The 12,465-nt window shown below is 72.6% G+C and carries 11 protein-coding genes; 5 read left to right on the plus strand and 6 right to left on the minus strand.

Translation table 11 applies throughout. The annotated features are described in order from the left end of the window. Window positions 1-19 precede the first annotated feature (19 nt). Together RI138_RS27890 and RI138_RS27895 are read left to right on the plus strand one after the other, a co-directional pair. Window positions 20-1,162 (plus strand): XdhC family protein, encoded by a 1,143-nt coding sequence (locus RI138_RS27890; protein ID WP_311122099.1) that lies wholly within the window; start codon window positions 20-22, stop codon window positions 1,160-1,162. A gap of 393 nt (window positions 1,163-1,555) precedes the next feature. Beyond that, window positions 1,556-2,227, plus strand: a complete 672-nt coding sequence (locus RI138_RS27895; protein ID WP_311122100.1) for a hypothetical protein — start codon at window positions 1,556-1,558, stop codon at window positions 2,225-2,227. Window positions 2,228-2,255: 28 nt separating this feature from the next. Here RI138_RS27895 and RI138_RS27900 read toward each other — a convergent pair whose 3' ends face one another. From RI138_RS27900 to RI138_RS27915, 4 genes are all read right to left on the minus strand, one after another. Next, on the minus strand, window positions 2,256-2,627 hold the full coding sequence (locus RI138_RS27900; RefSeq protein WP_311122101.1) for a hypothetical protein: 372 nt from the start codon (window positions 2,625-2,627) through the stop codon (window positions 2,256-2,258). A gap of 64 nt (window positions 2,628-2,691) precedes the next feature. Then, window positions 2,692-4,245 carry a peptidoglycan-binding protein gene (locus RI138_RS27905; protein ID WP_311122102.1) on the minus strand — a complete coding sequence of 518 codons (1,554 nt, stop codon included), beginning with the start codon at window positions 4,243-4,245 and terminating at the stop codon, window positions 2,692-2,694. A gap of 237 nt (window positions 4,246-4,482) precedes the next feature. After that, window positions 4,483-5,214: a nitroreductase family protein gene (locus tag RI138_RS27910; RefSeq protein ID WP_311122103.1), complete on the minus strand. Its 732-nt coding sequence runs from the start codon at window positions 5,212-5,214 to the stop codon at window positions 4,483-4,485. 83 nt (window positions 5,215-5,297) lie between these two features. Further along, window positions 5,298-5,744, minus strand: a complete 447-nt coding sequence (locus RI138_RS27915) for a nitroreductase family deazaflavin-dependent oxidoreductase (protein WP_096625482.1) — start codon at window positions 5,742-5,744, stop codon at window positions 5,298-5,300. A 252-nt stretch (window positions 5,745-5,996) separates the two neighbouring features. Here RI138_RS27915 and RI138_RS27920 point away from each other — a divergent pair, with 252 nt between their 5' ends. Genes RI138_RS27920 through RI138_RS27930 form a run of 3 tightly spaced genes read left to right on the plus strand, consistent with a single transcriptional unit; the run spans window position 5,997 to window position 8,414 of the window. After that, window positions 5,997-6,230, plus strand: a complete 234-nt coding sequence (locus RI138_RS27920; protein ID WP_311122104.1) for an acyl carrier protein — start codon at window positions 5,997-5,999, stop codon at window positions 6,228-6,230. After that, the gene (locus RI138_RS27925) at window positions 6,227-7,489 is read left to right on the plus strand and encodes a beta-ketoacyl-[acyl-carrier-protein] synthase family protein (RefSeq protein ID WP_311122105.1); all 1,263 of its coding nucleotides are present in this window, start codon (window positions 6,227-6,229) and stop codon (window positions 7,487-7,489) included. Before RI138_RS27920 ends, RI138_RS27925 begins: the two co-directional genes overlap by 4 nt. Window positions 7,490-7,511: 22 nt before the next feature. Further along, window positions 7,512-8,414 (plus strand): alpha/beta fold hydrolase, encoded by a 903-nt coding sequence (locus tag RI138_RS27930; RefSeq protein WP_311122106.1) that lies wholly within the window; start codon window positions 7,512-7,514, stop codon window positions 8,412-8,414. An 82-nt stretch (window positions 8,415-8,496) separates the two neighbouring features. On the opposite strand, the gene RI138_RS27935 is transcribed toward RI138_RS27930, so the two are convergent. Together RI138_RS27935 and RI138_RS27940 are read right to left on the minus strand one after the other, a co-directional pair. Beyond that, entirely contained in the window at window positions 8,497-10,905 is a 2,409-nt protein-coding gene (locus RI138_RS27935; RefSeq protein ID WP_311122107.1) for an endonuclease/exonuclease/phosphatase family protein, read from the minus strand. Window positions 10,906-11,358: 453 nt separating this feature from the next. After that, the gene (locus tag RI138_RS27940) at window positions 11,359-12,450 is read right to left on the minus strand and encodes a glycoside hydrolase family 5 protein (protein ID WP_311122108.1); all 1,092 of its coding nucleotides are present in this window, start codon (window positions 12,448-12,450) and stop codon (window positions 11,359-11,361) included. Window positions 12,451-12,465 lie beyond the last annotated feature (15 nt).

Raw genomic sequence — 12,465 nt, forward strand, 5'->3', positions numbered from 1 at the left:
ACGCCTGAGGAGACACGTGATGCTGGACATCGCCGAAGAGCTGCACCGGTGGGTCTCGCAGGGACGCGAGTTCGCCGTCGCCACCGTGGTCGCGGTCGGCGGCAGCGCGCCCCGGCAGCCCGGTGCCGCCCTCGCCGTCGACCGGGACGGCACGGCCATCGGGTCGGTCTCCGGCGGATGCGTGGAGGGTGCGGTCTACGAACTGTGCCAACAGGCCCTCGATGACGGCAATTCCGTTCGCGAGCGCTTCGGCTACAGCGACGAGGATGCCTTCGCGGTCGGCCTGACCTGCGGCGGCGTCATCGACATCCTGGTCACACCGGTACGGGCGGACGACCCTGCCCGCCCGGTGTTCGCCGCCGCGCTCGCGGCCGCCGCCGAGGGGACGGCGGCCGCCCTGGCGCGGATCACGGACGGGCCCGAGGAACTGCTCGGGCTCCCGCTCCTGGTCCGCCCCGACGGCAGTTACGAGGGCGGGCTCGGCGGCCACCCGGCGCTCGACCGGACCGCCGCCGCCGAGACCCGGGCCCTGCTGGACGCGGGCCGCACCGGACCGCTCGCCATCGGTGAGGAGGGCTCCCGCTGCGGCCGGCCCGTCCAGCTCCTGGTCGAGTCGAGCGTGCCGCCGCCCCGCATGATCGTGTTCGGCGCCATCGACTTCGCGGCGGCGCTGGTGCGGGCCGGGAAGTTCCTCGGCTACCGGGTGACCGTCTGCGACGCCCGACCGGTTTTCGCCACCGCGGCGCGCTTCCCGGAGGCCGACGAGATCGTCGTCGAATGGCCCCACCGCTACCTCGCCGGAACGGACACCGACGCCCGCACCGTGCTCTGCGTCCTCACGCACGACGCCAAGTTCGACGTACCGCTGCTGGAGGCCGCCCTGCGCCTCCCGGTCGCCTACGTCGGGGCGATGGGCTCGCGCCGCACCCACCTGGAGCGCAACGAACGGCTGCGCGAGGTCGGCCTCGGCGACCGTGAACTGGCCCGGCTGCACTCGCCGATCGGCCTGGACCTCGGAGCCCGTACGCCGGAGGAGACGGCGCTGTCCATCGCCGCCGAGATCGTCGCGGTGCGGCGCGGCGGCAGCGGCGTACCGCTCACCGGGGCGCACACCCCCATCCACCACGACAGCAGCGGACAGCCACTCGCCTCGGTGGCCTGAGGTGCCCTGAAACACCGGTGGCCCGGGGGGCCTGAAAGATCCGTCCGCGCCGAGCGGTTGACCGCCACAGTGGTGCCACACCCGGTCCCGCACTCCGCCCGGGGTACGGGACCAGGTGCGTGCGTCAGGCCTCGGCGGCCACGGGTACGGGTGACCGGCCGAACCGGGCCAGCAGATGCCAGACCCGCTTCAGGTCCTGCGCGTCGTGGCGCCCGGCCCGGACCGCGTCGCCGCGGAGACATGCCGCAGAGCGTTCTGCCGGGGCGAGCGGGGGTGGGCGTCCATCGCCACAGTCTGCCCGGCACCCTTCCGGGGGCGCACGCCCGTTCCGCCCGGCCGGGGCAGGGCCAGGGGCATGGCGGTCGCGTCCGGCCGTTGCGGTTGGATGAGCCCATGAGCGTTCACGACGTGGCCCGCAGGCTGCCGGGCATACCCGCCCTCACCGATCTCTGCCGTTCCCTGGCGATGCTGGACGCGATCCTGCAGCCGGAGTGGGACCACCGCTGGCACAGCTTCGACGCGCGGTGGTCGCCCACGGAGGTGATGGCCGCGATGCGGGACGGGTCGGGAGGCGAGTACTCCGTGGTCTTCTCCGCCGCCGGCGCCTACGCGCGCGGGTTCGACCACGAGTCCCCGATGAGCCCCTACGTGAACGACGCGCCCTGGCCCGGAGTGCTCGACGAGGTGCCCGCTGTATTCCGCCCTTACGTGGACGAGCCGTCGTTCGCCGACGAGTTCGGCCTGCCCGTGGTCACCGCCTGCCTCTGGCGCGAGGCCGCCGACGACCGCTGGCGGGCGGGCAGTGTCGAGTTCCCGGAGGACGGTGAGGACTCCGACGGCGCCGACTGGCTCTTCCAGCTCCTTGTCGCGGGCACCCCCGAGTCGTACCAGGAGTGGGCGGAGGACTACTTCGAGGTCTCCGTCGACCTGGAAGCGGTCCGTCACGTCTACGCCCTCCGGCCGCTCACCGACGAGGTCGTCGCCGCTCTCAACCCGGAGCGGGTCCTCGCCGAACTGGCCGAAGACGTCAAGGAGATCGGATACCCGGCCGACGCGGGGGAGTGAGCGGCACCGCCCCCGGCGGCCGTAGCGGTCAGTCCGGCTCCGGGACCGACGCGTCGCGGCGGGCCAGGGCCTCGGCAGCGGGCACCCCGTCGCGGTCCGCCACGGCCAGCCGGGCCCGCACCTCCGCACGCGTGCGGGGGCGGAAGCGCGGCTCCTTGCCGCAGCCGCACACCTCCAGCCCCTCGTAGCGCAGGCCCGCGGCCAGGACGGCCGACACCGCGCCCCAGGCCGCGGTGTCACGGCGCGGCGGTGGGGCGAAGTCGTGACCCGCGCAGACGAGGGCGCGGCCGCAGTTCGGGCAGGGCTGCTCCCGGTCCTGCGCCGGATGCCGCTTGAAGCTGACGCGGCAACCGACGCAGGCGAAGTGCAGCTTGTACCGGGTCATGGCGTAGTGGCACACAGGGCGACGGTACCGGGGCGGGGGCGCGCACGGCAGTCCCGGGCGCCCCGCGCCGGTCCCCGCCTCACCGTCCGCCCTGCAACGCCTTCCACGTCTCCGGCCCCACCTTGCCGTCGACGCCCAGCTTGCGGCTGTTCTGATAGCCGCGTACCGCGGTTTCCGTGGCCGGGCCGAAGCTGCCGTCCGCGTCGACGGTGGTGCCGAGCGCCGCTGTCAGGGCGCGCTGGAGGCGCTTCACCGCGTCGCCCGAGCTGCCCTGGGACAGGAGCGGGGTCGTGCCCGCCGACAGCAGGGCCGTCCAGGTCTTCGGGCCGACGATGCCGTCGGCGCCGAGGGAGCGGGCCCGCTGGAACGCCTCCACCGCGCTCTTCGTGTTGGGCCCGAAGTGGCCGTCCACCGTGCCCGGCTCGTAACCCTGCTGGGTGAGCAGCGTCTGGACGGCCGTCACCTGCGGGCCCGCCGAGCCGGACTGCTGGGTCGTGTACACGGGGAAGGTCAGGCCGTCGCCGCCGTTGCCCGGGTCGCCGCCGATCAGCTCCATGTAGTAGTCCCAGTCCCAGTGGTCGCCCGGGTCGGTGTGGTCGTTGCCCGGAACCTCGCTGTGCCCGACGATGTGCGACCGGTTCTTCGGGATGTCGAACTTGGCGCTGAGGTGGGAGGTCAGGGCGGCCGAGGAGCGGTACATCGCGTCCGTGAACCAGGCCGGGTTGTCGACCCATCCCTCGTGCTCGATCCCGACGGACGAGGCGTTGGCGCTGCGGGCGTGCCAAGCCGTGTCCTTGTCCCGGACCGTCTGGGTGACCTCGCCGTCCGAAGAGCGGATCACGTAGTGGGCGCTGACCTGGGAGGCAGGGTTCTGGAACCAGCTGATGGAGCCCGCGTACGAGCCCTGCGTGACATGAACGACCACCTTGTCGACGGTCGCGGATCGGCTGACGGTGTAGTTCGAGGAGTGGGCGGGCACCCAGCGCGCCGAGGGATAGTCCTGGCTCTGGGCGTAGAGGCCGGACGCCGACAGCGCCCCCTTGTCCGGGTCGACCGGGCGGGACGGTACGAGCACCTGCTCGCCGTCGCCCACCGTCGCGGTCACACCCTCGGCGAGGAACGTGAAGACGGCGTCCGCGTAGAGCGCGGCGGCCGGTCCGTCGGCGGCGCTGTACCGGGCGACCGCCGGGTACCAGGCGTTCACGTCGCGGCGCTCGGCGGCGTCCAGGCCCAGCGCGTCGGCGTGGTCGCGCAGGACGGCCGCACCGCCGAGGATGTTGGCCGCGGTGTCCCGGCGCAGCCGCGCCGTGCTCTCGCCGGTCAGCTCGGAGGCCTTCTCCAGGGAGCGGTTCACCGGGTTGCTCGCCAGGTGCATCACGCCGTAGCCGTTCGCCTGGCTGGGCTCGCCCGCGTGACCGTTCAGCCGGGACTCGCCGTAGCCGACGGCGGCCAGCAGATCGCGCGGTACGCCGTGCTCCTGGGCCGCTTCGGCGAAGGCGCGGTTCATCGGGTCGGCCGTGTCCCGTTGCGGTGCCGCGTTGGCCGGGTGCCCGGTGGCGAGGAGCGCCGTGGCGGTGAGGACCGCCAGGGCGCAGACCCGGGCCCGGGTGCGGGCTGCGGTGCGTAGGGGCATGAGGGCTCCTGCTCTGTGGAGTGGGGAGAGAAGAGAAAAGCCCTCCGGCCGGGGTCGGCCAGAGGGACGTGGAGCACGGTCAGGCTATCGATACGGGCTGGGCATGACAACGAGTTGAAGGGGTGTGTCGGGCTGCAACGCCCTTAATTGCGAAGGGAGTTGAAAGTCCGGTGGGCCTGCCGGGTGAACACGGGCATCACCCGGCAGGGGAGCCCGTGCCCGTTGACGAAACCTCGGCTACCAGCGGTCGCGGTGGATGACGTCGGCCACCGGGCGACGCCGTACGGGCCCGAAGTTGCCCCGCGGCCACCCCACCGGGATCGCGGCGAACGTCGCCATGTCCTCCGGGATGCCGAGCTCCTGCTTCCACTCCTGTTCGAGCATCAGATGCCAGATGGTGATGTTCGCCGCGAGCCCCAGTCCCCGGGCCGCGAGGAGCAGGTTCTGCACCCCGGGGTAGACACAGGAGCCCTCCGCCAGCGCCTGGAAGCGCGTCCGCGTGGTCATCATGTGCTCCGTGCCCGCCGGGCCCAGCGCCCGCGCCGAGGCCGCGAGCCCCTCCTCGTCCAGGCGCGGTTCCGGGAACCGGTAGCACGGCACGATCAGCACCGGCGTCTCGGCGAAGTGGTCGCGCTGGTACTCGATCGCCGCCACCATCCGGCCGTATGCCGCCTCGTCCATGCCCTCGGGCGCGTACTTCCCGGTCGTCGCCAGATACGCGTCCACGCACCGCTTCCACAGCGGCGCCAGCCGCGCCATCACCTGACGGTCGGTCACCACCACGTACTCGTAACACTGCATGTTGCCGCCGCTGGGCCCCCAGACGGCGGCCTGTATGAGCTGCTCCACCGTCTCGTCCGGCACCGCGTCCGGCTTGAGGCGGCGCATGGCGCGCATCGTGGACATGGTGGCGAAGAGGGCGGGGCCGCCGGAGGCGGACGGGTCGGTCTGAACCTTTTCCATGGTCATGATCGCGGAGTGTACGGTCCGGACCGGCCCGCCATCAGTGCTGCCGGACCGGGGCTGTCGGGGCCCGCCCCCGGCGGCCTCCCTCAGCGCCGTGTCAGCCGGACGACGGGGATGTCCCGCTCGGTGGCCGCCTGATACTGGGCGTAGCGCGGGAACAGCTCCACCAGACCCGGCCACACCCGCGCCTTCTCCTCCGCCGGCAGGGTCGCCGCGATCGCCCCGAACCGCTCGGTCTCCACCCGGAGTTCGACCTCGGGATTCGCCAGGAGGTTCAGATACCACTGCGGCGGCCGTGCCGAGCCGCCGTTGGACGCCACGATCAAGTAGTCCTCGCCGTCCCGCCCGTAGATCAGCACCGTGCGCCGGACGAGCCCGCTGCGCCGGCCCACGTAGTCCAGCAGCAGGCAGGGCACACCGAGCTGCGTGGTGCCCTTCGTGCCGCCGGAGGACTCGTACAGCTCGGCCTGCCGGGCGACCCACTCGGTGGGGTTGAGCACGACCTCGCCGCGTCCGTCCTGCTCCGTCGTCATCCGGTTTGCTCCTTCTCTCTCTCGCTCTCCCGTACGGGCTGCGCACCATCCTGGCACCCGCCCACCCCCGCAGCGGGGGATTCGCACACCTGGACTGACCGCCCTCCGCACGGGGGAACGCGGACCGGGAACCCGTCCGCGAAGGCGTATAAAGGGTCCTTCCGGAGCAGCCGGCGTCCCCCGATGGCCCCTCCCCCCACCTCCCCTCACACGCGGCCGGCGTCACCGCGTCACCGAGCCCAGGAGAGCCGAATGAGCACTTCGGAAGAGATCAGCACCCTGCTGGTGACGAAGTTCGGAACCGACCCCGAGGCCATCCGCCCCGATGTCCCGCTGCACCGGCTGCGGCTGGACTCCCTCGCCCTGGAGGAGCTGCGGCTGCTCATCGAGGACCGGCTGGACGTGGACCTGGAGGACGTCGCGCTCACCTCCCGCGACACCGTCGGACGGCTCATCGAGGCCGTCCACGTCAAGGTCGCCGCGTGAGCGCCGCCGCCCGGGCCTACCGCCGCCCGGCACCCGCCCCGTACGCCGCGGCCGTCACCGGGGTCGGCCTGGTCACCGCGGCCGGTACGGGCGCGGACGCCGCCTGGCGCGGCGTCACCGAGGGCCTCGCGCCGAACGTGGGACCCCGGCCCGAACTGGCCGAACTGCCCTGCGACTTCTTCTACTCCGTCACCGACTGCGACCCGGGGGCCGCGCTCGGGGTCGCCGCCCAGCGGCTGATGGACCGTTTCGCCCAACTCGCCGTCATCGCCGCCCGCGAGGCCGTCGCGGACGCCGGGCTCGACCCGTCCGTCTGGGACAGCGGCCGGGTCGGCGTCGTCATCGGTTCCGCCCACGGCGGGCTGCCCTTCTACGACGAGCAGAGCGCCGCCCTCGCCGACCGCGGCCCCCGCCGGGTCTCCCCGAAGCTCGCCCCCCTCAGCGTCGTCAACGGCGCGGCCAGCAGCGTCAGTCTGGACCTCGGCCTCCACGGACCCAGCCAGGCCGTCTCCACCGCCTGCTCATCCGGCACCGTCGCCATCGGCACCGCCCACCAGATGCTCCGCTCCGGCGCCTGCGACATCGTCATCGCGGGCGGCGCCGAATCCACCTGCACCCGCCTCCTGATCGCCAGCGCCTGCCGCCTCAAGGCCGTCTCCACCCGCCGCGAGGACCCCGAGGCCGCCTGCCGCCCCTTCGACACCCACCGCGACGGCTTCGTCGTCGGCGAGGGCGCCGGGCTGCTCGTCCTGGAGCACCCCGACCACGCCCGCGCCAGGGGCGCCACCGTCCGTGCCCACGTGGGCGGTTACGGCGCTTCCAGCGACGCCCACTCCGCGGTCGCCCCCGACCCGGACGGCCTCGGCATTGAACGCGCCCTGCGCAGCGCCCTGGCCGACGCGGGCCTCTCCCCGTCCGACGTCGGGCACGTCAACGCGCACGGCACCTCGACGGTCTCCAACGACCTGATCGAGGCGACCATGCTCCGCCGGGTACTCGGCGAGAGCCCGCTCGTCACCTCCACCAAGGCCATGACCGGGCACACCCTCGGCGCGGCGGGCGGCATCGAGACCGCGCTCGCCGTTCTCGCCCTCCAGCACCAACGCATCCCGCCCACCGTCAACCTGGACGCGCCCGACCCGGCGATCCCGGTCGACGTGGTGGCCAAGGAGGCCCGCAGCGCCTCCTTCGACTGCGCCGTCAAGACCTCGCTCGGCTTCGGCGGCCACAACGCGGCACTCGTCCTCACCAGGGCCTGACCGGAAGGGAACGCAGGAGTACATGCCCAAGGAGATCATCCGGACGCTGTCGGTCGACGGAGTGCGCTACGGCTACCGCGTCCTGCCGTACGACAGCGGCGGCGGGGCGGCCCCGGCCACCGCACCCACGCTCATTCTCGGCGGCGCGCTCCAGGGCATGTTCGGCTGGCCCCAGATGGACGACCACCTGGGCCCGGCCACCGACGTGGTCACCGCCGACCTGCCCGGCATGGGCACCGCCGACCCCCTTCCGCCCGGTCCGAGCGCCGGCCTCCTGCGCCGGGCCGTCCTGCGGATCGCTGACGACCTCGGCGCACCCCGGATCAACCTCTTCGGCTTCTCCTACGGCACCGCCATCGCCTTCGGGTTCGCCCAGCACCATCCGGAGCGGGTGGCCCGGCTCGCCCTCGGCGGCGTCCCGGTGCACATCGACGAGGCCCAGGTGGACCGCTGGGAGCGGGCGCGGGAGCTGCTGGCGGGCGGTGACCGCGAGGGGTTCGCGGCGCTCGCGGCCGACGCGCTGATGTGCCTCGACCCCGAACGGCCCGTACACCGCAGGGAACTGGCCCGACGCTATGTCCGGCGCTCGTTCCTGCACGCGCTCGCCCACTCCCCGCACGCGGCGGACTCCCTGCACCGGGCGCTGGGCGACCGGCCCGACTTCTCCGGCGGGCTCACCGGCGTACCGGCGCTGGTCTTCGCCGGAGAGCACGACACGGTGACGTCGCCCGCGCGGCAGCGGGAGTTCGCCGCGACGATCGAGGGCAGCCGGTTCCTGACGATCGAGGAGTCCGACCACTGGGTGGTCCTGGAGCGGGCCGGCGAGGTGGCCGCGCTGGTCTCCCGGTTCCTCACCGAGCGGGAGCCGGTGACCGGTGCGGTCGCCCTGCCGCGCCAGGCGGGCACCCCGGTGGGGCGGACCTGAGGGAGACCCCGGCGGGCCGGACCTGACAGCGCCCCGGGCGGGCGGACCTCATAGCGGCCGGTCCGCGCGCCGGGGCAGTGCCTCAGTGCCAGAACCCGCCGACCTTGATCCGCACCACCTGCGGGTCGTGGTCGCTCGCCTGGTCGGCGAACTCGGCGTTGATGTGCACCACGTCGTAGTCGAAGCGCCGGATGCCGGGGCTCGTCAGGATGTGGTCCAGCGTCTGCGAGTTGCCGTCGTAGACATAGCTGTACCGCTCCGAGGCGGGCAGCGTCGTGATCAGGGGCTTGAGGACTCCGCCCTTGGTCAGCGTCTTCATCGTCGGGGAGAACTCGAAGTCGTTGATGTCCCCGAGCGTGATGACCTTCGCGGACCTGTCCGCCTTCAGCAGGTCGGCGGCGAAGGCGTTGACCTCGGCGGCCTGCTGGATCCGGTCCGTCTCCGAGGGCCGTGTCGGCTCCTGGTAGCGGCCGTGCAGCGGCTGGTCGCCGCCCTTGGACGCGAAGTGGTTGCCGATGACGAAGACCGGCCTGCCCCGGAAGACGAACTCGCCCACCAGAGGCTTGCGGCTGTTGTTCCACGCCGGGCTCGTCGGGTTGATCCGCCCCGGGGACGCGGAGAGCTTCACGCCCCACCACGTGTCCACGGCCCGCACCGCGGTGGTGGCGTCCCCGCCCGGCCGGTCGGTGAAGGAGACCCGCTTCGGGTTGAACAGGAAGACGTTACGGATGTTGCCGCCGGGCTGACCGCCGTCCTTGTTGTTCTCGGGGGCGATGTAGCGCCATTCGTAGCGCGGCCCGCCCTGCGCGACGATCGCGTCCGTGAACCGCTTCAGCGTGGCCTCGGAGCCCGTCGTGCCGTCGTTCACGGGGCCGTTGTCGTCCTGGATCTCCTCCAGCGAGACGATGTCGGGGGAGGAGAGGTTGACCGCGACGCCCTCGGCCAGGGTGTCGAACTTGTCCTGGTCGTCCAGGGCGTCGAGGTTCTCCACGTTGTACGTGGCCACGGCGAGCTCGTTCCACCTCTGCTTGCGGGTCACCTCGCGCCGCAGCTTCTTGTCGACGAGCGTGCCCATCTCGGTGGCCTGCACGTTGTAGCCGCCGTACGAGGCGTAGTCGAGGACTCCGGTGGTGCGGCCCTTCAGCACGTCACCGACGTTCGCGGTCGGCACCGGACGCGCCGGGTCCAGCGACATCACCTTGAGCCGGCCGGTGTTCTGGTCCTCGTACGAGGCGTAGACCGTGCCGCCGCGCCGGTTGCGGTTCTCCCAGGGCTTCACGGTCACCCAGATCTCGTCGTACGCGGTCGTCGCCCCGGTCACCCGGGTGTCGGCGATCTCGACCCGGGAGCCCTCCAGCGCCTCGTACAGGTCCAGGGCGTACCGGGACGGGTCCAGGGTCAGCGCGTCGATCGTCCCGCCGTCCGCAGACGGCACGTAACGGCCGGGCACCGAACGGGCGTTGAGCACGACCGGGTCGGGCAGCGCGTTGCCGGACGACAGCACGGTGGTGCGGGGCGCGGTGAGCTGGGTGATCGACTGGGTGCTGCTTCCGGGGCGGTACTCGCCGACCTTGCCACTGACCAGGACGGAGTCCCCGACCGCCACGGACGGTGCGGTGGAGCCCGTGTAGACGAACAGGCCCTCGCTGGTGCGCGGGTCGTTGTCGGGCGCGGTGTCCTGGATCCAGAAGCCGCGAGAGCCGCTGCTCCGTACGCCGGTGACGACGCCCGGGACCCCGTCCACCATCGTGCCGTCGAGCGGGGAGAGGCGGGTGGTGCCCTGGATGTCGTGAATCCTCACGTCGCCGGGCTCGGTGGGGCCGGGCTCCTCGGGCTCCTGCCCGCCGCCGGACGTCTCGCCCTTCGTGTTGACCGGCGTCGGGGTTCCCGCGGTGAGATCGGCGGCGTTGTCGTCGGTGTCGGCGAGCGAGGCGGCCCGCGCGACGGACGCGGTGGCCGAGGCGCCGGGGACCGGGCCGCTGCCCTCCCGGACGACCGCGGAACCGTAACCGACCAGATCGACGATCCGGGTGTCCGCCGCGCAGTCCGCCGCCGACTTGCAGGTGAGCGGGGCCGTCCCGGAGACCAGGGCGACGGTGCCGCTGCCCGCCGCCATGGCGATCGTGCCGGTGGCGTCGGCGGTGGGCAGCGCGACCGTTCCGCCGTTGCCCTTGGCCTGGGCGACCAGGTAGCGGCCACCGGGCGCGATCGACCCGGACAGCTCGGAGACCTGCCACCGCGAGCCGGCCGACGGGCTGCCCGGCAGGTACTGGACGCTGAGGCCGCCGACCTCGAAGGGCGCGGAGCCGGCATTGGCCAGCTCGACGAAGTCCCGGGTCAGCGTCGCGCCGGAGTTGCCCCCGCCGCCGTACACCTCGGAGATGACGGCGGTGGCGGACGGGGCCGCCTGGGCGGCGGGCAGGGCGGTCACCGCGAGCGCGGCGGCGACGGCGCCGGTCAGCAGAACGGAACCGGATCTGTATATCTGCACGGGAGGTGCCCCTCAGCTTGGTGGTAAGAGCCAAAAACTATGCGCGTAGAACGGGGCATGACAAGGCATCATCGGTTAATTCCCGGCGTCGCCCGTATGGAGAACCGGCTGCCGGGCCTCGCGAGAACCCCACGGGAGCTCGTCGCACGCCTGCCATGCGCCTGTCATATGCGGCAATGTCCGGGCAAAGCGCCCCTCTGGGGCGGCCGTCCGCCCTCCGGTCGACACTTCGACCGGCTTACGCCGTTCCGGTTGCGTTGCGCGCCGCGCGACGATCCGCACACCTGGCGACGCGAGGTCGTGTCGACCTGAAGCGCGTGTGCTCCGTCGGCGCGCCGACGGAGCCCCGGGCCGGACAGGCTCCGGCCCGGGGCTCCGCCGAGGAGCCTCCCCGCACGATCCGATCCCTGTGCCGCCGTTCGGACCGGCGGCACAGGGCTGGACGGGCCGGGGTCAGTTGCGGATGCGGTCGCGGATCCAGACCCCGGCCTCCTTCAGGACCCCGGTGCCCGTCCAGTTGCTCCCGCTGCACGTGCCGGTCTTGAAGACGGCACCGGAGCGGTGGTCGTCGGAGTAGTTCCAGTTGGTCCAGGAGATCTTCTTGCGCTTCATCAGGTCGAGGTAGCGCTGAGACATGGCGAAGTCGTTGGCGCCCTCGCCCGAGTAGTTCTGCGTCCCGAACTCCGTGACGAATACGGGGAGTTTGTCGGAGGCCCGGTCGAGCGTGCTGAGGTACGCCTCGCGGTGCGAGGCGGCGTAGAAGTGGAAGGTGTACATGATGTTCGAGGCGTTGACGGGGTTGTTCACGACCTCCGACTCGTTGGAGCCCTCGGACACCCCGAACGAGGACCAGGCGCGCGTCCCGACCAGCACGACCGCATCGGGGTCCTCGGCCCGGATCACCGGGATGATCTGCTCGGCGTAGGACTTGATGGCCGACCAGCTCACCCCCGAGGGCTCGTTGGCGATCTCGTAGAGCACGCCCGGGTGGTTCCGGTACTTCTTCGCCATCGCCCTGAAGAACGTCTTCGCCTTGCCCAGGTTCGCGTTCGGGTCGCCCGGGGAGAGCATGTGCCAGTCGATCACCGCGTACATACCGCGCGCGTGCGCCGCGTCGACGAACTTCTGCGCACGGGCGGTGAATCCGGCCGGGTCGGTCTCGTAACCGCCCTCCTGCACGTAGGTGGAGACGCGCAGCACGTCGGCGCGCCAGTCCCGGGCCAGGGCGTCGAGCGAGCCGCCGGTGACGCACTGGGCGTACCACTGGGTGCCGTGCGTGCTCATCCCGTTGAGGGCGATCGCCCGGCCGGAGGAGTTGCAGAGCCGCACGCCGCAGACGGCGAGCTGACCGTTGGCCGCGAGCGGGGTGGCGGCGGTGGGGGAGACCGGGGCCGGTGCGGGGGCCGGGGCCGCGCCCGCCCGGACGGGAGCCATGAGTGCGGTGACCACACCGAGCGCGGACGCGGCGAGCAGGGCCTTGCGGGCGAACCGGCGGCGACCGGCCGTGGGGGTGGGCTCGGTGGGGGGATTGGTGCGCTGGTGCATGGTGGTGCTCCCTTC

The organism is Streptomyces durocortorensis (assembly GCF_031760065.1).
GTDB lineage: Bacteria > Actinomycetota > Actinomycetes > Streptomycetales > Streptomycetaceae > Streptomyces.